Origin of the sequence: Mycobacterium sp. SMC-19 (genome assembly GCF_045310815.1) — a bacterium.
In the GTDB taxonomy this organism is placed as follows: domain Bacteria; phylum Actinomycetota; class Actinomycetes; order Mycobacteriales; family Mycobacteriaceae; genus Mycobacterium.
Genome location: NZ_JBJIAM010000001.1, coordinates 676,074 through 698,774, shown reverse-complemented (window position 1 = coordinate 698,774; position 22,701 = coordinate 676,074). Strand labels below are relative to the sequence as shown.

Genomic DNA, 22,701 nt, shown 5'->3' with positions numbered 1-22,701 from the left:
TATAGTCGGCGGGGTGATCACCACCGACCTCGAACTGCGGGGAATGACTTGTGCGTCGTGCGCGGCGCGGGTGGAGCGCGGCTTGAACGCGCTTGACGGGGTGCATGCCACGGTGAACTTCGCGGTCGAACGGGCCCGTGTCGAACACGATCCGAAGGTCTCGGCCACGGACCTGGTACGCGCCGTAGAGAGCACCGGCTATCAGGCCATCGTGGCCGGCTCGGCCCAGGAGCATGAGGCTGAGCACGGCTCCGAACATGCCGACATGCTCGCCGGGCAATTGCGCTCCCGGTTGGTCGTCTCGGCACTGCTGGCGGTGCCCGTGGTGGCGTTGTCGATGGTGATGGCCTGGCAGTTCAACGGCTGGCAATGGGTGGCGTTCGCGTTGACCACCCCGATCGTGGCGTGGGGTGGTTATCCGTTCCACCGCGCCGCGCTGCGTACCGCCGCGCACCGCGCCGCCACGATGGACACGTTGGTCTCGCTGGGCACTCTCGCGGCCTACCTGTGGTCGGCGGTTGCGGTCTTCACCGGCGCGGGCCACCTGTATTTCGAGGTGGCGGCCGTGGTCACGGTCTTCCTGCTGGCCGGCCGCTACGCCGAATCGCATGCCAAACGTTCGGCGGGCGCGGCGTTGCGGGAGCTGCTGGAACTCGGCGCCAAGGACGCCGCGGTCATGCGGCGAGAAGGGGGCGTCCTGACCGAGGTCCGGGTGCCGATCGCTGACCTGCGGGTGGGCGACGTCATCGTGGTCCGGCCGGGGGAGCGAGTCGCCGCCGACGGCGTCGTCATCGACGGCGCCACGGCGCTGGACACCTCGGCGATGACCGGAGAATCGTTGCCGGTGGACGTCGCCGACGGCGACGCGGTGCTGGGCGGTTCGCTCAACACCACCGGACTGGTGCTGGTCCGCGCCACCAAGGTCGGTGCCGACACCCAGCTGGCCCGGATGGCGAAAATGGTCGCCGACGCCCAGGCCGGCAAGGCATCGGTGCAGCGGCTCGCCGATCGGGTCTCGGCCGTGTTCGTGCCTGCGGTGCTGGGGATCGCAGCGCTCACCCTGGCCGGCTGGCTGCTGACCGGTGCATCGGTCGCGGCGGCGTTTACCGCGGCGGTCGCCGTGCTGATCATTGCCTGCCCCTGTGCGCTGGGACTGGCCACGCCGACCGCCATCCTGGTCGGCACCGGCCGCGGCGCGCAGCTCGGAATTCTGATCAAGAACCCGCAGGTTCTCGAGGCCGTCAAGGACATCGACACCGTCGTACTGGACAAGACGGGCACGGTCACCACCGGCGTCATGGCGGTCGGCGGTCTGGCAGTTGCCCGCGGTGAGGACCCGAACACCGTGCTGTCCCGGGCCGCCGCCGTCGAATCGGCGTCCGAGCACCCGATCGCCGCGGCGATCGTCGCCGGAGCCGCGGCCGGCGGCCTTGAGATCGGCCGGGTGACCGAGTTCGCCAGCCGTCCCGGCCACGGTGTGACCGGGGTGGTCGACGGCGTGCGAGTCGAGGTCACTCGGGCGGCCGCCGCGCACGAAGCCGGGACGGCCGTCGAGGTCTCCTGGGACGGTCGGGCGCGCGGGACGATCACCCTGACCGATACCGTGCGGCCCACCAGCGCAGCCGCGGTGGCCGAGCTCAAGGCCATGGGCATCACCCCGATGCTGCTCACCGGCGACGGTGCGGCCGTGGCGCGCATGGTGGCCGGCGAGGTGGGGATCGATCCGGCCAACGTCATCGCCAATGTGTTGCCCGCGGACAAGGCCGAGGCGGTCACGCGGCTGCAGGCGCAGGGCCGGCGGGTGGCCATGATCGGCGACGGTGTCAACGACTCGGTGGCGCTGGCCACCGCCGATATCGGGATGGCGATGGGAACCGGCACCGACGCCGCCATCGAGGCAGGGGATGTGACGCTGGTGCGTGGTGATCTCGGCACGGTTCCGACCGCGCTGCGGCTGTCCGCACGCACGCTGCGGATCATCCGGCAGAACCTGGTCTGGGCGTTCGGCTACAACATCGCGGCGATCCCGCTGGCGGCGGCCGGGTTGCTCAACCCGATGATCGCGGGCGCGGCGATGGCGGCCTCGTCAGTTCTGGTGGTGGCCAATAGCCTGCGGCTTCGACGTTTCGCGCGATAGGGTCCGAAAAGTCGAACAGGGAGTTTGCCCTATGTATGCACGCAACGTTTCTCGTGGTGCGATCGCTAAGGCTGGGGCGGCGTGCGCCGGTCTGGCCGCGTTTGCTCTGGCGGTGTCCGGGCCGGCCGGTGCGGATCCGGCCAATCCCGACCCGTTCAGCCCCAGCGACTGCCTCGCCAACGCGAGCGCGGTCTGCAACGTCGGTCCCTACGGCCCCGACAGCCTGACCAATCCGGCCAACATCAACAGCCCGCTGAACCCGGCGAACCCGGACAACCCGGCAAATCCGATGAACCCGGCGAACCCGGCCAGCCCGATGAACCCGATGAATCCGGCCAATCCGGCCAGCCCGATGAACCCGATGAATCAGTCCTGACCCGGCCGGACGACAGCGGCACGCGTCGCAATCACGAATCCAGCCAGGCCAATTGGGCGGGAAGCTGCTCCCGCCAATAGGACACGTCGTGACCGCCGGGGGAGAAGCCACCTGCCGGCGGCGGATTCAGTTGACCGATGAAACTCTTGGTCGCATAGGCGAAGCTGTCCGAAGTCCCGCAGTCGACTCGCAGCGGGAACGGGGCCAGCCGCGGCACCAGGTTGAAAACTGAGTTCGTTCGCCAGTCGTCGACACTGTCGAATGCGCCGGCGGGCGCGCCGAAATAGGTCATGTAGATCGCCGGGCTGATGGCACAGATCCCCGCGGTGCGCGACGGACCCAGGCGGGTGCCCAGCTCCAGCGCGCCGTAGCCGCCCATCGACCAGCCCATGAACCCGACTCGTGTGGTGTCGATGCCCTTCTCCGCCAGCATCGGGATCAGCTCGCCCAGCACCATCGCACCGGCGTCCTCACCGGAGCTGTGCCGGCGCCAGTAGGTGTTGCCGCCGTCAACGGCCACCACCGCAAACGGCGGCCGTCCTGCCGCGGTCAGCTTCGCCAGCTCCTCTTCCACGCCCAGATCCATCACCCAGGCCGCGTCGCCGTCCTTGCAGTGCAGGGCGATCACCGGCCGCAGCGGAGCGGTCTGGCCGGGCGGGCGGGCGATGATCCAGTTGGTCTCCACGCCGCCGCGGGCCGCCGAGACGAACGACCCGGATTCCCGGGTCGGATAGGTATTGCCGGTCGCGCGCGACTCGGACGGGTGTCGCCCCACACCCATTCCGAACAGGCCAGCAGCCCCCGCGGCACCGACCCCGAGGCGCAAAGCAGCCCGGCGGGTCACATCTGCCATGTACAGCATCATCGCGTGCCGTGTGCTCGGGTTGGACCGGCACGCCGCGGGATTGATCAGGTTGATGCCGGTTCGTTAGGAACGTCGGGAACCGGTGGGCGGCCGAACTGCCGGCGGAACGCCTCCACGGTGTAGCTGACGACCGTCGCCTCGTGCGGGGCGCGGACCGTGGCCGAGCGGGGGATCCGCACCATGGGTCCGAGTTGGCCGGCGTAGTTGTCCGGTTTGCCGATCTTGAGCAGCCCGTCGCCGGTGCTGGCCGAGTCCGGGGCGATCTCGACCTCACCTTCGGTGACGACGTAGATCAGGTCCTCGACGGTGCCCTGCTCCAGCAGCACCGAGCCGGGCCCGAGTAGAACCGGCGCCTGCTGGGGGCGCGCCGGCGCGGCCGTCGGCGACAGCTGGATGACGATGTCGGCCAGCGGGACGATCCGGGTGTCGTGGGTCGCGACCACCACAACGCGATCGCCGGCCGCCAGCACCCGCAGCAGTTGTACGACTTCGCCGGCCCGGACGTAGTCCAGCTGTGCGGTGGGTTCGTCGGCCAGGATCAGCGGCGGATCCAGGGCCAGGGCGCGCGCCACCGCCACCCGCTGCTGTTGGCCGCCACTGAGCTGCCCGGGGTGGTGCGAAACCCGGTCTGCCAGGCCAACCCGTGACAGCAGATCCCGGGCACGTTCTTGGGCGGACCACTGGGTCCAGCCCGCCGCCCACATCGGCACCATCACGTTCTCCAGCGCGGTCAGACTCGGCACCAGATTGAACGCCTGGAACACGATGCCGACGGTGCGCCGCCGGTAGGAAGTGATGTCGCGCCGGCCCAGTCCGGTCACGTCGGTGGCGCCGAAGTGGATCTGACCGCTGGTCGGGCTCAAGATGCCGCCCAGGCACGACAGCAGCGTGGTCTTTCCGCAGCCGCTTGGGCCCAGCACCACCACCAGCGAGCCGGCCGGGACGTCCAGGCTCAGGCCGTGGATCGGACGGATCGGCTCCCCGCCGCCGGTGGCGTATTCGATGACCAGATCACGGATCTGCAAGTCCCCCATGAGCTACGGTCCCCCGAACGCCAGCACCGGGTCGACGGCCACCGCGTGCCGCAGACCCGCCAGGCTGGCCAGCAGGCCGATCCCCACCGCGGTCAGGACCAGCAGTGCGAACGATGAGCCGGTCACCGCCACCAGCATCGGAAACAGCGGCCCGATCGACACCGCCAGAACGCCACCGAGCACCGCCGCGGCCACCGCGACGACCACCGCCTGCAGCGCCAGCCCGGCCAGCACCATCCAGGTCGTGACGCCCAACGCCTTGAACACCGCAAAGTCGCGGGTGCGTTCCAATGCCGACAGGTAGATCAGGGATCCCACGATCAGCCCAGCGACCCCCCACAGCAGCACCGACATATAGGACAGGGCCATCTGCGCGCCCGCCAGCGGGCGAACCATGTCATCGACGGCGGCGGCCCGGTCGACCACCCGGTAGCCCTTCGGCACGTGCTCGGGCGTGCCCCGCATGCCGATCGCGGAGGCCACTGGCTGACCCGAAAACATCAGTCGTTGAGCGCCCGCCACGGTCACGAAGCCATTGGGCTGGCCGGCCAGCGTGGTCGACTTCTCCACCAGACCGACGATTCGCAGCTTGTCCGCGCCCAGTTCGATCTCGTCGCCGACGGCGCGCTTGAGCGTGGTCGACATGGCGATCTCGTTGGGTTCGGTCGGAGCTCGACCCGCGGTGAGCGGCGGCATTGCGGCCTTGGGCACACCGTAGATATTCACGTTCAGCGGCGCCTTGCCGTCCTGCAGGATGGTGTTGCCGTAGACCACCGGCAGCGCCGCCTCCACGCCGGGGATTCGGGCGACGTCGCCGGCTTCGGCCTGCGGGAAGCGCGACGAGCCCATGAACGGTCCTACCGCAGCCGTCTGGATCAGGTAGCCGTCGATGTTGAGTGAGTCGACCACGTGCTCCGCCTCGACCCGGAACCCGTGGGTCAACCCGGCCAGCACCAGGGTCAGGGCGAACACCATTGCGGTGCCCACCGCGGCAACGATGAACCGGCGCAGTCGCCACTGCAGGTCGCGAAACGCGGTGATTAACATCCGCACGCGCGCATGTTATCGCAGCGTGCGCATGTGACCGGCATCTCGACGCCAGGCCGGACGGGCGTCCGCAAATCCGGAATGCTCGGTCAACTGCTCGCTTTTCAGCTACAAATACACACACGCGCTTTCATGCGCCCGGTGTACGCCCCAGGGAGGGGGTCGGTGATGAATTACGCTGCCCTGCCACCGGAGATCAACTCGTTGCGCCTCTACACCGGACCGGGCTCCGCCCCGATGCGCGCCGCCGCCGCTGCCTGGGGCGGACTCTCCGCCGAACTGCACTCGGCGGTCGCATCGTACGAGTCGGTGACGGCTGAGCTGACGGCCCAGGCCTGGCTGGGGCCGGCCTCGGAGGCGCTGACTCGGGCCGCGGCGCTGTATGCGGCCTGGATGACCGCCACCGCGGCACAGATCGACCAGACGACGGCGCAGGCGAACGCGGCGGCCGCAGCCTATGAGGCGGCGCACAGCGCGACGGTGCCGCCCTCGGTGGTGGCGGCCAACCGAGCCCGATTGCTGCTGCTGATCGCCACTAATGTCTTGGGCACCAACACCGCCGCGATCGCCGCCAACGAGGCCGAATACGGCGAGATGTGGGCCCAGGATGCTGCCGCGATGTACGCCTACGCCGCGGCGTCGGCCGCTGCCACCGGGCTCACGCCGTTCCAGAAGCCACCGCAGACCAGCAATCCCGCCGGACCGGCCAGCCAGGCTGCCTCGGTCGGGGCCGCCGAGGCCACCTCGTCGTCGTCCGATGTCCAGTCCCTGCTCAGCCAGCTGGCCTCGGGGATCTTCGGCTCACCGAACAACGCTCTGCTCCAGACAGCGGCGGCCACGCTGCCCGGGATCGCGCAGGGCCCCGAGGACCTGCTCGTGTGGCCGAGCCTGTCCGATCTGTTGGGCGTCAGCGCGGTGTCGATGCTCTCGGTGGTGATGTCTGCCGGCGCCTGGGCGGCGGGGGATGCCAGCACCCGGGAGATCTTGTCCGAACAGGACCAGTTGCGGATGGTGGAGTACGAGATCCTGCGCAACATCGATCTGTTCTCCCCGTTGACCCCGTCGCGGCCGATGGTGCCCGGGGCAATGTCGATGTCGGCGGCGATGGGCGAGGCGATCACCGCCGGGAACCTGTCGGTGCCGATCAACTGGGCCGCCAACGCCCCGGAGATCCGGACCCTGTCCTACACCAAACCGCTGGCCGGACCGGGCTTCGGCGGTGCGCCGCCGGCATCGCTGGGCGCCGCCGGCACCGCGTTCAGCCAGATGGCGCTGGCGGGCATGGGGGGCAGCGCCCTGGCGGGCTCGGTCAGCCGCGGCCGTGGGGGTGCCGATGCGGAATCGTCGGCCAGGGTTGCGACGCCGCAACGCGCGGCGGGCGAATCGGCGGCAGATACGCCGACCGGTGACACCGAGGGCGGCCCCGGCCCGTCGATGATGGGTATCGCCGCGGAGATCCGCGAATTCGCCGAGCTACGCGACCGTGGCTTGATCACCAACGACGAGTACAACGAACAGAAGATGCGCCTGTTGGGGCGTTAAGCATATTCCGCGTTTGCGGTGATATTTCCGGCTAAGTTCCGCCCTTGTGGCTCCAAGCCTCGATGGTTAAGCTCCCGCTCACTCAGTTGTTGTCCGGGGGTCAGGCGAAGGGGCGGGGAATGTTCATTGGCGGTCGTAAGGGGCGTCTCAGCAGGAACCGTCACGCCGTCGCCTCGGCGACCACGGTGGGGGCGTGCTTGGCGTTGGGGGTGGTGCCCGCGGCACCGGCGAGCGCCGACTTCGACGACCTGTTCGGGTTCGATCAGCTTTTCGACCCCGCGAGCCTGGGAGCCTCGGGGTTGCCCGAGCCGGTCGATGCCACCGATGCGCTGGATCTTTCCCAGGTGGTGGGCAACGACATCTACACCTGGGCATCGGTGGTCGAGGTCGTGTTCGCCGGTCTGTTCCAGAACCAGCTTTACGCGACCGTTCACGACCTCGGTGAGATGTGGATCCAGGGCCCGGGGGCGCTGCTGGATCCGATCATCAACCCGCTGTTCGCCGTCGACGGTGCCTGCGGCCTGATCTGCAACGGCGTGAACGGCACGGTGGATCACCCCGATGGTGGCGACGGCGGCTGGCTGTTCGGTGACGGGGGCAGCGGCTACAACCCGGGCGCCTCCGAAGACACCGAGCTCGGTGTCAACGGGGGGGACGGTGGCGACGCCAAGATGATCGGCAACGGCGGCTGGGGCGGCGATGGCGGGGCCAGTGCCGACGGCGGCGTCGGCGGTGTCGGCGGCTGGCTGATGGGCAACGGCGGTGACGGCGGCTGGGGTGGTGACGGGCTGGACAGCATCTCCGGCACCGCCGGCAACGGCGGTGCCGGCGGGCTCGGTGGCGACGCCATCTCGCTGTTCGGGGCGGGTGGACGTGGCGGTGACGGCGGGGACGGCGGCTGGGGCAACGCAGGCGGTGACGGCGGCAACGGGGGCGCCGCCGGCGACGGCGGCAATGCGGTGGCCGGCTTCGGCGGCCCGGGCGGCTCCGGAGGCTACGGCGGAAACGGCGGCGCGGGCACCGCCGAGCACCCGAGCGGCGGTAACGGCGGCGACGGCGGCGCCTCCGGAAACGCCGGCAACCTGATGATCATGGGCAATGCCGGACCCGGCGGCTTCAGCGCTCCCGGCGGCAACGGCGGCGACGGCCTGGCCGGGTCAGCCCAGGGCAACGGCGGCAACGGCGGCCGCGGCGGCGACAGTGGCTCCGGCGGCTACGGCGGCAACCCGAGCCACGCTCGCGCCGGCGGTGCCGGCGGCAACGGCGGGGCAGCGGGATCGCCCACTGCCACCGCGGGCGATGGCGGTGACGGCGGCAATGGCGGCGACGGCATGCTCGGCCATCCCAACGGAGGTGAAGCCGGCGGAGGCGGCGCGGGCGGAACCGGTGGTGCCGGTGGCGCGGGAACGGCCGCTCACCCCGACGGCGGAGCCGGCGGGAAGGGCGGAAACGGGGGCAATGCCGGAGACGGTAACGCCGCGGCGGCCGGTGGGGCCGGGGGTACCGGAGGCGCCGGTGGTGCGAAGGCCGGGAGCGGATCGGTCGGGCCCGGCGGCCCGGGAGGCAACGGTGGTGACGGCGGGCAGGGGGTCCCGGGTGGAGCGGCCGGCAAGGCTGGCAGCGGTGGCGCCGGTGATCCGAACGGTGCTGCCGGCCAGCCGGGCAGTCCCGGCGAGTCCTACGGCTAGCCGATTGGCCGCTTGGCGCGCAGCCGAACTCAGGTGAGCTGATCCGGGTCTTCGGGAGTCTCCCAGGTGTGCGGCAGCATCGGTACGGTCGGGCCCGCGGCGCTCTCGGGCAGGGTGGTCAATCCGCCTACTGCAGAGCCCTTTTCATGGCGAACGGTGCCCGGGAAACCCATCTGTCCCGCGCTGCTCGCCGACGCTGCGATGGTGTCGGCCGGGTCGAGGTACTCGTAGCGATTGCCGGGATCCGTCAAGGCCGTGCGCTGGCGACGTCGACGCGCCTGCTTGGCGGGAGCGGCGCCGGCCGCCACCGCCTCGGCCGCATCGCGGTGCTGATCCTGTGCAGGAGTGCCGGAACGAACTTTCATTCGCGCCCCGCTGGCCGGGCCGCCGCCCACCAGATACGGGACGAACGCTGCCTCGGTGCCGGTGAACGGCGGCGGAAGAGGCGGGGCACCGGCGACGGTGGCGGCCGGGGCCAGCGTCGGCGGGGCCATGGCGGGCGGAGCCGCCGCAGCCGGCGCCGGCGGAGCCGACAAGGCCGGTAGTGCAGCGGCAGCGGGCACGGGCTGTGGTGGATTCAGGGCGGGCAGCGCCGGTGCGGCGGGCGCGGTGATGCCCGCCAAGCCGGCCAACCCGGTGATGCCGGCGAATGCGCTCAGCGGTGACATGGGTGCCACCAAGCCGAGCATGGTCTCGGTCAGCGCCGTGACGGCCGGTGCCATCCCGAGCACGATTTCGCCCGCGTAGTGCGGAGCGATCGTCATCAGCACGGGATCGCTGATCAGGCTGGTGAGCGGGTTGTTGCTGGACAGGTCGGCTTGGATGGCCTCGTTGATCTCGGCGATCCGAGTGGTCCACCAGCTCTCCTGGTAGATGTTGCCGAAGTCCTGGGTGGGCGCTTGGCCGGTCCGGTGGTGGTGGTCGCGATGTGTTGGGGTGTTGGGATTGAGCACCGTCGGCGCGGTCGACGCCGCCGGGGACGACGCCACCGCGGCTCCGGCCACCTCCTGATACGTCGACATGGTGGTGGCCGCCTGGACCCACATCCGGGTGTAGTCGGCCTCATTGAGAGCGATCGGAATCGCGTTGACCCCAAAGAAGTTCGTCGCTACCAGCACGGCGTGAATGGTGTGGTTTGCCGCCAGCTCGGCCAGTGTCGGCATGGCGGCCAGCGCGGAGGTGTAGGCGGTGGCGGCGGTCTGGTGCTGAGCGGCCAGCGTCATGCTGTCCGCGCCGGCCTTCGTCAGCCAGGTCAGATACGGAACGTTTGCCGCCACATAGGATTCCGCGCTGGGGCCCTGCCATGATCCCGCCTGTACCGCCGAGAGCATGGTGGAAAGTTCCTGTGCCACGTCGGTGTATTCGGTGCTCAACGCATCCCACATCGCGGCGGCCGCCAGCAATGGTCCCGCGCCCGGACCGCTACTCAGCAGGGCTGAGTACACCTCCGGTGGTGACGCCATCCAGATCGGCTCCGTCATTGCCGCCTCTCGCACGGGGAATAACCGAAGCTTAAACCTCAAATCTTGGCTATTTCCTGGAAGTTTCCTCGGAATGCGGGAATCAAATGCGGAATCGTCCGCATTTATGGAAGGCCATGTACCTCGGGCGGTTTATCGGGCGGGTGGACGCACCAGAAAGCCGCTCATGATCAGACTGCGGGCCAGCTCAATCTGTTGCGTCGCGGCCAGTCCGGGAAGCTCGCCGACCCGGAACGCCTCGGTGCGCTCCGAGACAAATCGCATCGCGGCCTCGTGATCCGGGCGGGCGGTGACGATCAGCTGGGCGAACTGCAGGCCGACCCCGTCGGCCGTCGTGGTCACTCGCGAGTACAGCGGCTGTTGCTTGCGCACCCAGGTGTCGACGTCGAGCCCGACGGTGTCGCTGACCTGCCCGACGATCGGACAGCGTGCACGCCGCACCAGGAAATCCTGCATGGCGCCAAGGCCTTCCGCGAGCGAGTCGGGGGACTCGACCGCGGCCAGGCCCGCATGGATCAGTGGGTCCAGGCTTGCCCGCACCTGCGCATCATCCAGGTGCCTCGCGGGCAACCGGGTGTGCACGACGTCGTCGCGCAGACTCAACAGGTGCAGGGCGTGGGTCAGCAGCGTAAGCACCGTCGGGACGTGGACGCCGACGGTCAGGTGCACCGACGGCTCGCCGCCCGTCTCGGCGGAGTGCACTCGGCCTCGCGGCAGGTAGAGGGTGTCCCCAGCTTCCAGCCGCAGACTCGTCGGCTCGGGAAGACCAGCCGGGTCGACCTCGTACATCTGCTGCATCAGGTGTGGCGGCACCGGATCGTCGCCGTAGAAATACCAGGTCTTGCTGCCCTGGATCTGCAGCACCAGCACGTCGTGGTGGTCGTAGTGCGGCAGGAAGCCGCTGGCGGCCGGCGGGGTGACGTACGCGTTGACGTGAGTCGGAAAGTTCAGCTCGACCTCGACCCCATGGGTCAACGTCGACATGGCGCGCAGGTACTTCTCGATGTTGTTGCAGATGATCGTGTAGCCGCTGTCGGCCGCGGCGCGCACCCGCTCCACATTGAGAGTGCCGTCGGGCAGCGTGTACTGCGCGGGCTCCAGGTGATCGGCGCCGCGCACCAGGCGTACCCCGGCCGGCTCGGCGACCAGCGCCGCCAGCAGCTGATCGAGCGCCGACGGGCCGCCCAGCAGGCGGTCGAAGTAGTCGGTGCGGCCCCGGGCGATGTGGTGCGGGGCGGCGCCCCACAGCTCGTCAAGGAAGGTCTGTACCGTCACCGGCGCCAGCAGCCAGGCGAGCGGGGCTTCCGGGAGCTCCAAACCGTCGAAGCCCGACACCGGCCTCAAGCGCGGGTCAGCAACAAGGTGTGCGACACCCCGGCGCGTCCGAGCAGCTGGCGCCACGGCGCTTTCAGCAGCTCGATTGCCTCCTCGGTGGGCACCACGTGCGGGTTCTTGACGGCGAACGTCTTCCCGCCAACCTTGACCCGCCCCCCATCGGCGGCCTGCAGATTCTTCACCCAGTCGCGGCCGGTTCCGTACGGAAGCAGCACCGCGACGCCGTCTGCGGTGTGGAACATAGAGACCGGGGTGCGGTAGGTGGCGCCGGAGCGCCGGCCGGTGTGCTCGACGATCGACCACATCGGCACCCAGCCACAGATCGGGCGGAACAGCGGATTCGTCACAACGCGGTTGAACCGGGCGCGCCGGTCCGAGAACTGCACCGCTCAGCCCTGCCGGGTGAGCAGCACCGCCTGCTCGAACGGCAGCCGGGCGAAGACCCGCCGCGCTCGCGGACTCACGTGTTCGGCCGCTTCTGCCTTGCTGACCACCCGCGGTTCGGTGACGCCGAAGGTCTTGCCGTGCCGACGCATGGTGCCCCCGCCGGCGGCCGTGATGTTCTTCAGCCAGTCGCGGTCCGGGCCATAGGTGAGCAGGATGGCCACCCCGCTATCGGTGCTGAAGACGGTCAGGGGAGTGCGGAAGGGCTTGCCGGAGCGCCGCCCGACATGCTCGAGGATTCCGAATGTCGGCGCCCAGCCTGCCCACATTCTCTGGATCGGATTGGTGACATGCCGGTTGAACCGGGCCAGCCGCTGCGGTAGTTGCATGACTGCCATCCAACTCCGAGACCTGGGTCACCTCAACCCCCAACAACTACACCCTGTAGTCGGTGACGCCGCGCGAGCTGGGACACTGGTCGTCGTGGGTAATGCGGATCGAGCCACGGCGGTATCGGAGCGGTTGTTCTCCGAGGCCTGCGCGGTGATCCCCGGCGGGGTCAACTCGCCGGTCCGGGCTTTCGCGGCGGTGGGGGGCACGCCCCGCTTCATCGCCGAGGCGCAAGGCTGCTGGCTGACCGACGTCGACGGCAACCGTTATGTGGACCTGGTCTGTTCCTGGGGGCCGATGATCCTGGGCCACGCTCACCCCGCGGTGGTCGAAGCGGTCCGCGGCGCCGTCGGGACTGGCCTGTCCTTTGGGGCGCCGACCCGCAGCGAGACCGATCTGGTGACCGAGATCATCGCCCGGGTGCCCGCGGTGGACAAGCTCCGGCTGGTCAACTCCGGCACCGAAGCCACCATGAGCGCGTTGCGGCTGGCCCGCGGCTTCACCGGCCGGGCCAAGGTCATCAAGTTTTCCGGCTGCTACCACGGCCACGTCGACGCCCTGCTCGCCGACGCCGGCTCCGGGGTCGCCACTCTGGCGCTGCCGTCCTCGCCCGGGGTCACCGGCGCCACCGCCGCCGACACGATCGTGTTGCCCTACAACGACATCGACGCCGTCCGTGAGGCTTTCGCCGAATTCGGCACCGAGATCGCCGCGGTCATCACCGAGGCCAGCCCCGGCAACATGGGCGTGGTGCCGCCGGCGCCCGGCTTCAACGCCGAACTGCGGACGATCACCAGCGAGCACGGGGCGCTGCTGATCATCGACGAGGTGATGACCGGCTTCCGGGTGAGCAGAAGTGGTTGGTGTGGAGAAGGTGGTATCGATCCCATCTCTGCCGACCTGTTCACCTTCGGCAAGGTGATCAGCGGCGGGCTGCCGGCCGCGGCGTTCGGCGGCCGGGCCGAGGTGATGGATCGACTGGCCCCGCTGGGGCCGGTCTACCAGGCCGGCACGTTGTCGGGGAACCCGGTGGCCACCGCCGCCGGGCTGGCAACGCTGCGCGCCGCTGACGATGGTGTCTATGCCGCGCTGGACAAGAATGCCGACCGGCTGACCGCGATGTTGGCCGAAGCTCTGACGGACGCGGGTGTGCCGCACCAGATTCCGCGCGCCGGAAACATGTTCAGCGTGTTTTTCGGCGAGCAGCCCATCACCGACTTCGCTGCCGCTCGCGCCAGCGAGACCTGGCGCTTCCCGGCGTTCTTCCACGCCCTGCTGGAAGCGGGCGTCTACCTGCCCTGCAGTGCGTTCGAAGCCTGGTTCGTCTCGGCCGCCCTGACCGACGAAGCATTCGACCGGATCGCCGCTGCGCTACCTGCCGCGGCACGTGCCGCCGCCACCACCGGAGAGCCGAAACCCTGATGGCAGAAGAAACCCGCGTCCACCTGATCCGCCACGGCGAGGTCCACAATCCCGACGGCATTCTGTATGGCCGGCTGCCCGGTTTCCGGCTCTCGGACACCGGCCGCGCCCAGGCGGTCGCCGCCGCCGATCTACTGGCCGGCCGCGACATCGTCGCGGTGATCGCCTCGCCGCTGCAGCGCGCCCAGGAGACCGCCGCCCCGATCGCCGCCCGGCACAACCTGGCCATCGACACCGACGATGACCTGATCGAGTCGGCCAACTTCTTTGAGGGCAAGCGTGTTTCACCGGGCGACGGCGCCTGGCGCAACCCGCGGTTCTGGTGGCACCTGCGCAACCCCTTCACCCCGTCGTGGGGCGAGCCCTACGACCAGATCGCGGCTCGGATGGCCACCGCGGTGAGCAAGGCCCGTGCTCGCGCCGCCGGCCACGAGGTGGTGTGCGTCAGCCACCAGCTGCCGGTCTGGACTGCGCGCCAGCATCTCACCGGCAATCGACTCTGGCACGACCCGCGCCGGCGCGAATGCGGCGTGGGTTCGGTGACCACGTTGATCTATGACGGAGATCGTCTCGCCGACGTCGATTACCAGGTTCCGGCCGGCGGCTGACGATGCGGGCAGTGCTGATCGTCGGGGCAGTGCTGGCCGCGCTGATCTCGGGCTGCGCGGTCGGCGACGACGCCGTCACCCACGGCGGCACCTTCGAGTTCGTCTCGCCCGGCGGCAAGACCGACATCTTCTACGACCCCCCGCAGGACCGCGGCCGGCCCGGCCCGATCTCCGGGCCCGACCTGATGGACCCGTCGCGCACCATCAGCGTCGACGACTTCGCCGGCAAGGTCGTCGTCGTCAACGTGTGGGGGCAGTGGTGCGGACCCTGCCGTACCGAAATCAGCCAACTGCAAAAGGTTTACGACGACACCCGCGCCCAGGGTGTGGCATTCCTGGGCATCGACGTCCGCGACCCCGAGCCGCAGGCTTCCCGCGACTTCATCTCCGACCGTCGCATCACCTATCCCTCGATCTACGACCCGGCGATGCGCACCATGATCGCGTTCGGCGGTCGCTATCCCTCGTCGGTGATCCCGGCGACCATGGTGCTCGACCGCCAGCACCGGGTCGCGGCGGTGTTCCTGCGTGAAGTGCTCGCCGAGGACCTGCAACCCGTCGTGCAGCGGCTGGCTGCCGAGGCGGCGTCGTGAGCAGCTTCACCGCCACCGCCACCACCGGCCCGCTGCTGTTGGCCGTCGCCGTGTCGGCCCTGGCCGGACTGGTGTCGTTCGCTTCGCCGTGCGTAGTGCCGTTGGTACCGGGCTATCTGTCCTACCTGGCGGCCGTGGTGGGCGTCGACGAGACTCCACGGGCCGGTGCGCTTGAGCCCCCGCCCGGCGCGAGATGGCGCGTCGCCGGGTCGGCAGCACTGTTCGTCGCCGGGTTCACCGCGGTGTTCCTGCTGGGCTCGGTGGCCGTGCTGGGCATGACCACCACGTTGATCACCAACCAGGTGCTGCTGCAACGGGTCGGCGGCGCGGTGACGATTCTGATGGGCCTGGTGTTCATCGGCTTCGTTCCCGCGCTGCAGCGCCAACTCCGCTTCACGCCCCAGCAGCTGTCCACCGTGTTCGGGGCGCCGCTGCTGGGCGCGGTCTTCGCACTCGGCTGGACGCCGTGCCTGGGTCCGACGCTGACCGGGGTGATCGCGGTCGCCTCGACCACCGACGGCGCCGGGGTGGCGCGCGGCGTGGTGCTGGTGATCGCCTACTGCCTGGGCTTGGGCATCCCGTTCGTGGTGCTGGCCTTCGGGTCGGCCAGCGCGGTGGCCGGGCTGAGTTGGCTACGTCGGCACACCCGGGCGATCCAGGTCGTTGGCGGGGTGTTGCTGATTGCGGTCGGGCTCGCCCTGGTCACCGGGGTGTGGGACCACTTCGTGGCCGTGGTCCGAGATGGCCTGGTCTCCGACGTCAGGCTGCCGATCTGATGACCGCCACCACTTCGCTGCTCGCGTGGATCCGCAACACCTGGCGAGCACTGACCTCGATGGGCACCGCGCTGGTGCTGCTGGTGCTGCTCGCACTGGCCGCCATCCCGGGAGCACTGCTGCCGCAACGCAGCCTGAACGCCGCCAAGGTCGACGAGTACCTGGCGCTGCACCCGGTGCTGGGCCCCTGGCTGAACCGGCTGGAGGCATTCGACGTCTTCTCCAGCTTCTGGTTCACCGCCATTTACGTGCTGCTGTGCGTGTCACTGATCGGCTGCCTGACCCCGCGGACCCTCGAACATCTGCGCAACCTGCGCGCCACCCCGGTGAATGCACCACGCAACCTGTCACGGCTGCCCAAACACGCCACGGCGCAGCTGGTCGGTGACGCCGCCGAGCTCGGCGCCCAGATGGCCGCAGAGTTGCGCGGCTGGCGTCGGACCACCCGCTCGTCGGACAGCGCCCCCGGTGGCATTGAGATTTCGGCGGAGAAGGGCTATCTGCGCGAATTCGGCAATCTGATCTTCCATTTCGCGCTGCTGGGGCTACTGGCCGCCGTCGCCCTCGGCCGGATGTTCGGCTACGAGGGCAACGTGATGGTCATCGCCGACGGCGGACCGGGATTCTGCTCGGCGTCGCCGGCCGCGTTCGACTCGTTCCGGGCCGGCGCCACCGTCGACGGGACCAAGCTGCACCCGCTGTGCGTGCGGGTCAACGACTTCACCGCCGACTACCTGGCCTCCGGGCTGGCGACCTCCTTCACCGCGCATATCGACTACCAGGCCGGGGAGGACCTGCGCACCAATGAGTGGCGGCCCTACCTGCTGGAGGTCAACCATCCACTGCGGGTCGGCGGCGTGCGGGCGTACCTACAAGGGCACGGCTACGCGCCCACCTTCACCGTGACCTTCCCGGACGGACAGACCCGCACCCAGACGGTGCAGTTCCGCCCGGACAACCCGCTGACCCTGTTGTCGTCGGGCGCGATCCGCATCGACCCCCCGGCCGGGGTCTACCCCGACGCCAGCGAGCGCCGCAAGCACCAGATCGGCATCCAGGGCCTGTTCGCTCCGACCGAACAACTCGACAACCGGCTGCTGTCGTCGGCGTTCCCCGCCATGAACGATCCCGCGGTCGCGATAGACGTCTACCGCGGCGACACCGGGCTCGACACCGGCCGGCCGCAGAGCCTGTTCACGCTGGATTCCCGGTTGATCGACCAGGGCCGGCTGACCAAGGTGGCCCGGTCCAACCTGAAGGCCGGCGAACAGATCAGCCTCGATGACGGCACGAAGGTGCGCTTCGACGGCGCGGTGCCGTTCGTCAACATCCAGGTGTCGCACGATCCGGCCGAGATCTGGGTGCTGGTGTTCGCGATGACGATGATGGCGGGGTTGGTTGTGTCGCTGGTGGTGCGCCGCCGCCGGATCTGGATCCGGATCACGCCAACGGCGCCCGTGGGGCAGGCCGGTACGGTGAACGTCGAGCTGGGCGGGCTGGCTCGCACCGACAATTCCGGCTGGGGTGACGAGTTCGAGCGCTTGAGCACGAAGCTCTTCGGCAAGGAGACATAGGTGAATACGAGTCATATCGACATCGGGCTGGCGCGCTACTCCGACTGGGCGTTCACCTCGGCGATGATCGTGCTGGTCATTGCGCTGCTGTTGCTGGCCGTCGAACTGGCCTACAGCCGTGCCCGCACACCCGCCGAGGCCGAGCTGGTTTCCGCCGGTGGTGTGCGCCCCGACAGTGCCACCCCGGGCGTGGTGCTCCCCGCACGGCGCCGGCCCCTGGGCGAGCGGGTGGGCCGCGCCGGACTGGCCCTGGTCTACCTGGGCATCGCCCTGCTGCTGGCCTGCATCGTGTTCCGCGGCGCCGCCACGCTGCGCCCGCCGTGGGGCAACATGTACGAGTTCATCAACCTGACCTGCTTTTCCGGGCTGGTGGCGTCCGCCGTCGCCCTGCGCCGGCCGCAACACCGCAGCCTGTGGGTGTTCGTGCTGCTACCGGTGCTGATCCTGCTGACGGTCTCCGGCCGCTGGCTCTACGCCACCGCCGCCCCGGTCATGCCGGCGCTGCAGTCCTACTGGCTGCCGATCCACGTGTCGGTGGTCAGCATCGGCTCCGGGGTGTTCCTGGTGGCCGGGGTGGCCAGCATCCTGTTTCTGATCCGCTCGACGCGTCTCAGTGACCCCGACACCCCGGGAGCCCTGGCTCGGATGGTGCGCCGGCTGCCCGATGCGCAGACCCTCGACCGCATCGCCTACCGGACCACCATCTTCGCCTTCCCGGTGTTCGGCTTCGGTGTGATCTTCGGCGCGATCTGGGCCGAGGGGGCCTGGGGCCGCTACTGGGGCTGGGACCCCAAGGAGACGGTTTCGTTCATCGCCTGGGTCGTCTACGCCGCCTATCTCCATGCCAGGTCGACGGCGGGGTGGCGCGATTACAAGGCAGCGTGGATCAACGTGGTGGGCTTCGCGGCGATGATCTTCAACCTGTTTTTCGTCAATCTGGTGACCGTGGGCCTGCACTCGTATGCCGGAGTCGGCTAATCCAGCTGACAGTTTCCTTTATGACAGCTGCGCTACCCTGCGGTTACCGACGTCCATTGACGTCCTAACCAGTGTGACAGGGGAGATACAAGTGTCCGACCATGCACCCGGTGATGTCACTGCGAGCCATGACGTGACGGATCATCCGACCACCCAGTTCCGGCCCCTTCAGCACGTCAGTGAGGCGGCTGACGGCTCCGCGGACGCTTCTGAGCCCGGGGCCAGCGGGTCGTTCAACCAGCGGCCGGAGGGAGACGAGACCCGCTCTTTCGGCGGTTTCCGCACCGAGCGCCGGTTCTCCGAACCGGTCGACCCGTGGCCGTCGGCGCCCGCGGAGACCTCGTCGCAGCAACAGCCCTGGAACGGGGGCGCGTCGACCACCTGGGTTCCGCAGCCGATGGAGAACCCCGCTCCGGTCTACTTCGGCGGCAGCGCCGGCGGTGCCGGGCAGGCCCCGTACCGTGCCTCCGAGCCCATCGCCCCGTTCTCAGATCTGTCCACCACCTCGTTGTTGCGGCAGGTCAAGCCGCCGCCGACGTCGGGCTGGCGCCGGCTGCTCTATGTGCTGTCCGGCCAGCTGATCAATGTCGGCGAGAGCCCGCGCACCATCCGTTTCAACGACTTGGTGGTGCAGGTGAACCGGCCCCTGCAGGGCTGCCACCGCATCGCGGTGCTGTCCCTGAAGGGCGGTGTCGGCAAGACCACCACCACCGCGACGCTGGGGGCCACATTCGCCTCCATCCGCGGTGACCGCGTGGTGGCCGTGGACGCCAACCCCGACCGCGGCACGCTGAACCAGAAGGTGCCGATGGAGACGCCGGCGACCGTGCGTCACCTGCTGCGCGACGCCGACGGCATCCAGCGCTACAGCGATGTCCGCAGCTATACCAACCAGGGCCCCAGCCGCCTGGAGGTCCTCGCCTCCGACAGCGACCCGGCGGTCTCGGAAGCCTTCAGCGCCGAGGACTACGCCAGCACGCTGCAGGTGTTGGAGCGGTTCTACAGCTTGGTCCTCACCGACTGCGGCACCGGTCTGATGCATTCGGCCATGTCGGCGGTGCTCGCCAAGGCCGACACCATGATCGTGGTGAGTTCGGGCTCAGTTGATGGCGCCCGCAGCGCCTCGGCGACGCTGGACTGGCTCGACGCGCACGGTCACGAGGACCTGGTGCGCAATTCGATCGCGGTGATCAACGCGGTGCGGCCCCGCTCAGGCAAGGTCGACATGCAGAAGGTGGTCGACCACTTCTCGCGGCGCTGCCGCGCGGTGCGGTTGGTGCCGTTCGACCCGCACCTGGAAGAAGGCGCGGAGATCGATCTGATGCGGCTGAAGCGAGAGACCCGCGAGGCGCTCGTCGAGCTGGCTGCGGTGGTTGCCGAGGCATTCCCCGGCGACGACCGGTTCAACCAGCACTTCGTGTAGATCGGGGTTCGGCAGCCCTAGGGCTGGTTGTCGCCGTGACTGATCCGCCAGAGGAACTCTGGGTCGTCGTCCGGTCCGATCACGCGGGTCTTCGGCCGAGCACGAATGGTACGCAGGCTGAGGTACAGCAGCGTTCCCAGAGTCAGGACGAGGAGCAGGTAGAGCACTCGCGACACCTCCTGGCGCCGAATATACCGTTAGCGTCGTTCTCGCCGGTCCGGCCCGCCAGTAGGCTTGATGACCGTGGCGACAGGTCGGGCCCCGATGGGCCGAGCGGTACTCGATGTGGCGATGTACACGGCGGCGCGGCTGGCGCTGGTGGCTGTGCTGACGGCGGTGATCTACGGGCTGGGCCGGCTGCTCGGGCTCAGCGATTTCCCGCCGATCATCGCTGCGATGCTGGCGCTGATCGTCGCGCTGCCGTTGGGGATGTGGCTCTTCACGCCGCTGCGTAAGCGCGCGACCGACAGCCTGACCGTGGCCGGCGAGCGTCGGCGCCTTGAACGCGAGAAACTTCAGGCCCGACTCCGCGGGGAGTAACCACCCCGTTGACTCTGCGCTGATGGCGAGAAAGTGCGAGTAACCCGCGCCCTGAGCGCAGAGTCAGTGCAGGGATAGCGCCGTCGCCTCCGCGATCGCCCACACCAGCATGGTCAGTCCGGTGTCGCGCAGCACCGGAATCAAGGCGGCGCCGCCGAGCCCGGAGCGCACCGGGGCCGCGGCCCGCAACGCCAGTGGCGTGGCGATAAACCCCACCGCACACCACGGGGTGGCCCGCATCAGGGCCAGCGTCAGCACCCCGGCCAGCGCCACCAGCAGCTGAAATAGCACCCGGGTGCGGGCGTCGCCCAGGCGTACCGCCAGGGTGATCTTGCCGGCCGGTTTGTCGGTGGCGATGTCGCGCAGATTGTTGGCCACCAGCACCGCCGACGACAGGGCGCCGACGCCAACCGCCAGTGCGCCGCCGACCCAGTCCACCCGCAGGGCCTGGGTGTACTGGGTGCCCAGCACCGCGACCAGACCGAAGAACACGAACACCGCGATCTCGCCGAAGCCTGCGTAGCCGTACGGGCGTGACCCGCCGGTGTAGAGCCAGGCCCCGGCGATGCAGGCCGCCCCCACGATCAGCAGCCACGGCGCGCTGACCAGGGCCAGAGCCAAACCGGCCAGCGCTCCGACCGACAGCGCGGCGATCGCTGCCGTCAGCACCGCGCGCGGGCTCGCCAACCGGGCGCCCACCAGGCGCACCGGTCCGGTCCGGTCGTCGTCGGTGCCGCGGATGCCGTCGGAGTAGTCGTTGGCGTAATTCACCCCGATGATCAGCGCCACCGCGACGGTCAGCGCCAGCAGCGCCTTCCACCAGACCGCGGCGTCCAGCCATGCGGCCGCGCCGGTTCCGGCGATCACCGGAGCGATCGCGTTGGGCAGGGTGCGGGGACGCGCCCCCTCTATCCACTGTGCGAAGCTGGCCACCGCACGATCCTTGCATGCGGGAGGAGCAGAGGTTGCTGGGCGTGATCGGCGGTAGCGGTTTCTACTCGTTCTTCGGTGACGATGCGCGCCGCGTCCGTTGCGAAACGCCCTACGGGGCGCCCAGCGCGGAGATCACCATCGGTGCCGTCGGCGGCCACGAAGTGGCGTTTTTGCCGCGGCACGGGGCCGCGCACGAGTACTCGGCCCACACGGTGCCCTATCGGGCCAACATGTGGGCGCTGCGGACGCTGGGCGTGCGACGGATCCTCGCGCCGTGTGCGGTCGGCAGCCTGACTCCGGAGCTGCCCCCCGGCTCGGTGGTGGTGCCCGATCAACTCGTCGACCGCACTCGGGGTCGCGCCGACACCTACTTCGATGACGGCGGTGTGCACGTCGAGTTCGCCGACCCGTACTGCCCGACGCTGCGGACCGCGGTGACCGGCCGGCCCGACGTCGTCGACGGCGGAACCATGGTGGTGATCCAGGGGCCGCGATTCTCCACCCGCGCCGAAAGCCAATGGTTCGCCTCGGCGGGGTTCCGGCTGATCAACATGACCGGATATCCCGAATCGGTGCTGGCTCGTGAGCTGGAAATGTGTTATGCCGCAGTAGCTCTGGTCACCGATTTAGATGCCGGTGTCGACGTGGGCGGTGGCGTGAAGGCCGTCGACGTGTTCGCGGAGTTCCAGAAGAACATTGAGCCGTTCAAAAAGCTGGTGCACGAAGCGATCGAGCAGATCGACGAAGAGCGGACCTGTACGCACTGCTTGCCACACGAAGGCATTCAGTTGCCGTTCGAGCTGCCCTGAATCAACGCTGCGCACTCAGAGGTGGGCGGCCGCGTATTCGGCGCCCTGTTCGGTCATGCCGTTGACGCCGTACGACGCGTGTGCAAAAGGCGGCCCGCCGGCCGGTGCGCCGTTGCAGATGGTGTCGCCGTCGGCGCACAGCTCCAGGGCCTTGGAGGCGTACTGCGGACCGATCCGCACCGGTGGCGCGCCGTTCGGCTGGAGGAACTCCGCCGAGGGCGTGCCGAACAAGACGACCGCGGCAACGTGGTCGGCCACCGAAGGCGGCATCGGGTGGGGGATGTAGGCGAGATAGTCGGCGGGGACTTCCTTGGGGATCTCGGCCGAGGTGGTGTAGCCGGCCAACGCCGCGCCTTGTGAGAAGCCGCCCAGCACGATTCGAGTTCTGGGGCAGTTCGCGGCGGTGTTCTCGATGTGGCTGCCGGCGTCGCGGATACCGTCGACGACGGTGCGGGCGAAGTCGATCCCGCCGCCGAAATCGCTGCTGGCGGCGTAGTTGACCGGATACACCTCGAAGGAGCGCTCACCCACCTTGGCGTGTAGGGCATCGACGAAGGATTGACCGATGCCACCGACGCCGGGAGGCTCGCCGGTGCCGCGGGCGAACACCACCTCGACGTCGGGGCAAGGTTGTGCCGCGACGGACGGGACGACGGGGGCCGCCAGTGCGGCACCGCCCACCACCATCGCCGCACCCAGGTACCGGGTGATGCGCCGTGCCTGCGTTGCGACCGCTGCAGTGATGTACATAGTGACCTTCATTCGT

Annotated in this window: 23 protein-coding genes; 13 read left to right on the top strand and 10 right to left on the bottom strand. The window is 69.3% G+C overall.

Features of this window, described 5'->3' with window-relative positions:
• Positions 1-43: 43 nt before the first annotated feature.
• Positions 44-2,137 carry a heavy metal translocating P-type ATPase gene (locus ACJH5R_RS03405; RefSeq protein WP_406781365.1) on the top strand — a complete coding sequence of 698 codons (2,094 nt, stop codon included), beginning with the start codon at positions 44-46 and terminating at the stop codon, positions 2,135-2,137.
• 31 nt (positions 2,138-2,168) lie between these two features.
• Complete coding sequence (locus ACJH5R_RS03400) at positions 2,169-2,513, top strand: hypothetical protein (RefSeq protein ID WP_406756416.1); 345 nt, start codon at positions 2,169-2,171, stop codon at positions 2,511-2,513.
• 31 nt (positions 2,514-2,544) lie between these two features.
• On the opposite strand, the gene ACJH5R_RS03395 is transcribed toward ACJH5R_RS03400, so the two are convergent.
• The 3 genes from ACJH5R_RS03395 to ACJH5R_RS03385 are packed head-to-tail and all read right to left on the bottom strand — an operon-like array spanning position 2,545 to position 5,459.
• Positions 2,545-3,378: an alpha/beta hydrolase gene (locus tag ACJH5R_RS03395; protein ID WP_406781314.1), complete on the bottom strand. Its 834-nt coding sequence runs from the start codon at positions 3,376-3,378 to the stop codon at positions 2,545-2,547.
• 44 nt (positions 3,379-3,422) lie between these two features.
• On the bottom strand, positions 3,423-4,412 hold the full coding sequence (locus tag ACJH5R_RS03390) for an ATP-binding cassette domain-containing protein (RefSeq protein ID WP_406781313.1): 990 nt from the start codon (positions 4,410-4,412) through the stop codon (positions 3,423-3,425).
• 3 nt (positions 4,413-4,415) lie between these two features.
• Positions 4,416-5,459 (bottom strand): ABC transporter permease, encoded by a 1,044-nt coding sequence (locus tag ACJH5R_RS03385; RefSeq protein WP_406781364.1) that lies wholly within the window; start codon positions 5,457-5,459, stop codon positions 4,416-4,418.
• A 168-nt stretch (positions 5,460-5,627) separates the two neighbouring features.
• Between ACJH5R_RS03385 and ACJH5R_RS03380 the strand changes: the two genes are divergently transcribed.
• On the top strand, positions 5,628-7,001 hold the full coding sequence (locus ACJH5R_RS03380) for a PPE family protein, SVP subgroup (protein WP_406781312.1): 1,374 nt from the start codon (positions 5,628-5,630) through the stop codon (positions 6,999-7,001).
• Positions 7,002-7,120: 119 nt separating this feature from the next.
• Positions 7,121-8,689 carry a PGRS repeat-containing protein gene (locus ACJH5R_RS03375; protein WP_406781311.1) on the top strand — a complete coding sequence of 523 codons (1,569 nt, stop codon included), beginning with the start codon at positions 7,121-7,123 and terminating at the stop codon, positions 8,687-8,689.
• A gap of 29 nt (positions 8,690-8,718) precedes the next feature.
• Here the strand turns inward: ACJH5R_RS03375 and ACJH5R_RS03370 are convergent, their stop codons facing one another.
• The 4 genes from ACJH5R_RS03370 to ACJH5R_RS03355 form a co-directional block, all read right to left on the bottom strand.
• Complete coding sequence (locus tag ACJH5R_RS03370; RefSeq protein ID WP_406781310.1) at positions 8,719-10,170, bottom strand: PPE domain-containing protein; 1,452 nt, start codon at positions 10,168-10,170, stop codon at positions 8,719-8,721.
• Positions 10,171-10,302: 132 nt separating this feature from the next.
• Complete coding sequence (locus ACJH5R_RS03365; RefSeq protein ID WP_406781309.1) at positions 10,303-11,505, bottom strand: JmjC domain-containing protein; 1,203 nt, start codon at positions 11,503-11,505, stop codon at positions 10,303-10,305.
• 5 nt (positions 11,506-11,510) lie between these two features.
• A complete protein-coding gene (locus tag ACJH5R_RS03360) occupies positions 11,511-11,891 on the bottom strand; it encodes a nitroreductase family deazaflavin-dependent oxidoreductase (protein ID WP_406781308.1) in 381 nt (126 codons plus the stop codon).
• Positions 11,892-11,894: 3 nt separating this feature from the next.
• Positions 11,895-12,278: a nitroreductase family deazaflavin-dependent oxidoreductase gene (locus ACJH5R_RS03355; protein ID WP_308486911.1), complete on the bottom strand. Its 384-nt coding sequence runs from the start codon at positions 12,276-12,278 to the stop codon at positions 11,895-11,897.
• A 94-nt stretch (positions 12,279-12,372) separates the two neighbouring features.
• On the opposite strand from ACJH5R_RS03355, the gene hemL reads away from it, so the two are divergent.
• The 7 genes from hemL (at position 12,373) to ACJH5R_RS03320 (ending at position 19,653) form a co-directional block, all read left to right on the top strand.
• Positions 12,373-13,701 carry a glutamate-1-semialdehyde 2,1-aminomutase gene (gene hemL, locus ACJH5R_RS03350; protein WP_406781307.1) on the top strand — a complete coding sequence of 443 codons (1,329 nt, stop codon included), beginning with the start codon at positions 12,373-12,375 and terminating at the stop codon, positions 13,699-13,701.
• On the top strand, positions 13,701-14,309 hold the full coding sequence (locus ACJH5R_RS03345) for a histidine phosphatase family protein (protein ID WP_406781306.1): 609 nt from the start codon (positions 13,701-13,703) through the stop codon (positions 14,307-14,309). The genes hemL and ACJH5R_RS03345 overlap by 1 nt, the downstream gene beginning before the upstream one ends.
• Positions 14,310-14,311: 2 nt before the next feature.
• Positions 14,312-14,902, top strand: coding sequence for a TlpA disulfide reductase family protein (locus tag ACJH5R_RS03340; RefSeq protein WP_308485521.1), 591 nt, complete (start codon positions 14,312-14,314; stop codon positions 14,900-14,902).
• Positions 14,899-15,678 carry a cytochrome c biogenesis CcdA family protein gene (locus ACJH5R_RS03335; protein WP_406781305.1) on the top strand — a complete coding sequence of 260 codons (780 nt, stop codon included), beginning with the start codon at positions 14,899-14,901 and terminating at the stop codon, positions 15,676-15,678. Before ACJH5R_RS03340 ends, ACJH5R_RS03335 begins: the two co-directional genes overlap by 4 nt.
• On the top strand, positions 15,678-17,252 hold the full coding sequence (locus ACJH5R_RS03330) for a cytochrome c biogenesis protein ResB (protein WP_406781304.1): 1,575 nt from the start codon (positions 15,678-15,680) through the stop codon (positions 17,250-17,252). The genes ACJH5R_RS03335 and ACJH5R_RS03330 overlap by 1 nt, the downstream gene beginning before the upstream one ends.
• Complete coding sequence (gene ccsB, locus ACJH5R_RS03325) at positions 17,253-18,230, top strand: c-type cytochrome biogenesis protein CcsB (RefSeq protein ID WP_406756403.1); 978 nt, start codon at positions 17,253-17,255, stop codon at positions 18,228-18,230.
• Positions 18,231-18,315: 85 nt separating this feature from the next.
• Positions 18,316-19,653: a MinD/ParA family protein gene (locus ACJH5R_RS03320; RefSeq protein WP_406756577.1), complete on the top strand. Its 1,338-nt coding sequence runs from the start codon at positions 18,316-18,318 to the stop codon at positions 19,651-19,653.
• A 17-nt stretch (positions 19,654-19,670) separates the two neighbouring features.
• Here ACJH5R_RS03320 and ACJH5R_RS03315 read toward each other — a convergent pair whose 3' ends face one another.
• Entirely contained in the window at positions 19,671-19,820 is a 150-nt protein-coding gene (locus ACJH5R_RS03315) for a hypothetical protein (RefSeq protein WP_406756402.1), read from the bottom strand.
• A gap of 70 nt (positions 19,821-19,890) precedes the next feature.
• On the opposite strand from ACJH5R_RS03315, the gene ACJH5R_RS03310 reads away from it, so the two are divergent.
• Positions 19,891-20,193, top strand: a complete 303-nt coding sequence (locus ACJH5R_RS03310; RefSeq protein ID WP_406756401.1) for a DUF4229 domain-containing protein — start codon at positions 19,891-19,893, stop codon at positions 20,191-20,193.
• 63 nt (positions 20,194-20,256) lie between these two features.
• Here ACJH5R_RS03310 and ACJH5R_RS03305 read toward each other — a convergent pair whose 3' ends face one another.
• Positions 20,257-21,126, bottom strand: coding sequence for a 1,4-dihydroxy-2-naphthoate polyprenyltransferase (locus ACJH5R_RS03305; protein WP_406756400.1), 870 nt, complete (start codon positions 21,124-21,126; stop codon positions 20,257-20,259).
• 14 nt (positions 21,127-21,140) lie between these two features.
• Here ACJH5R_RS03305 and ACJH5R_RS03300 point away from each other — a divergent pair, with 14 nt between their 5' ends.
• Positions 21,141-21,935 carry an S-methyl-5'-thioadenosine phosphorylase gene (locus ACJH5R_RS03300; protein ID WP_406781303.1) on the top strand — a complete coding sequence of 265 codons (795 nt, stop codon included), beginning with the start codon at positions 21,141-21,143 and terminating at the stop codon, positions 21,933-21,935.
• Positions 21,936-21,950: 15 nt separating this feature from the next.
• On the opposite strand, the gene ACJH5R_RS03295 is transcribed toward ACJH5R_RS03300, so the two are convergent.
• Positions 21,951-22,685: a cutinase family protein gene (locus ACJH5R_RS03295; RefSeq protein ID WP_406781302.1), complete on the bottom strand. Its 735-nt coding sequence runs from the start codon at positions 22,683-22,685 to the stop codon at positions 21,951-21,953.
• Positions 22,686-22,701 lie beyond the last annotated feature (16 nt).

Bases quoted from the DNA above. Each gene is read 5' to 3' on its own strand.
- ACJH5R_RS03400 (WP_406756416.1), top strand. From the start codon at position 2,169: ATGTATGCACGCAACGTTTCTCGTGGTGCGATCGCTAAGGCTGGGGCG.
- ACJH5R_RS03340 (WP_308485521.1), top strand. From the start codon at position 14,312: ATGCGGGCAGTGCTGATCGTCGGGGCAGTGCTGGCCGCGCTGATCTCG.
- ACJH5R_RS03330 (WP_406781304.1), top strand. From the start codon at position 15,678: ATGACCGCCACCACTTCGCTGCTCGCGTGGATCCGCAACACCTGGCGA.
- ACJH5R_RS03295 (WP_406781302.1), bottom strand. From the start codon at position 22,685: ATGTACATCACTGCAGCGGTCGCAACGCAGGCACGGCGCATCACCCGG.
- ACJH5R_RS03405 (WP_406781365.1), top strand. From the start codon at position 44: ATGACTTGTGCGTCGTGCGCGGCGCGGGTGGAGCGCGGCTTGAACGCG.
- ACJH5R_RS03310 (WP_406756401.1), top strand. From the start codon at position 19,891: ATGACCGTGGCGACAGGTCGGGCCCCGATGGGCCGAGCGGTACTCGAT.
- ACJH5R_RS03300 (WP_406781303.1), top strand. From the start codon at position 21,141: ATGCGGGAGGAGCAGAGGTTGCTGGGCGTGATCGGCGGTAGCGGTTTC.
- ACJH5R_RS03370 (WP_406781310.1), bottom strand. From the start codon at position 10,170: ATGACGGAGCCGATCTGGATGGCGTCACCACCGGAGGTGTACTCAGCC.
- ACJH5R_RS03385 (WP_406781364.1), bottom strand. From the start codon at position 5,459: ATGTTAATCACCGCGTTTCGCGACCTGCAGTGGCGACTGCGCCGGTTC.
- ACJH5R_RS03390 (WP_406781313.1), bottom strand. From the start codon at position 4,412: ATGGGGGACTTGCAGATCCGTGATCTGGTCATCGAATACGCCACCGGC.
- ACJH5R_RS03395 (WP_406781314.1), bottom strand. From the start codon at position 3,378: ATGATGCTGTACATGGCAGATGTGACCCGCCGGGCTGCTTTGCGCCTC.
- ACJH5R_RS03355 (WP_308486911.1), bottom strand. From the start codon at position 12,278: ATGCAACTACCGCAGCGGCTGGCCCGGTTCAACCGGCATGTCACCAAT.
- ACJH5R_RS03380 (WP_406781312.1), top strand. From the start codon at position 5,628: ATGAATTACGCTGCCCTGCCACCGGAGATCAACTCGTTGCGCCTCTAC.
- ACJH5R_RS03375 (WP_406781311.1), top strand. From the start codon at position 7,121: ATGTTCATTGGCGGTCGTAAGGGGCGTCTCAGCAGGAACCGTCACGCC.
- ACJH5R_RS03345 (WP_406781306.1), top strand. From the start codon at position 13,701: ATGGCAGAAGAAACCCGCGTCCACCTGATCCGCCACGGCGAGGTCCAC.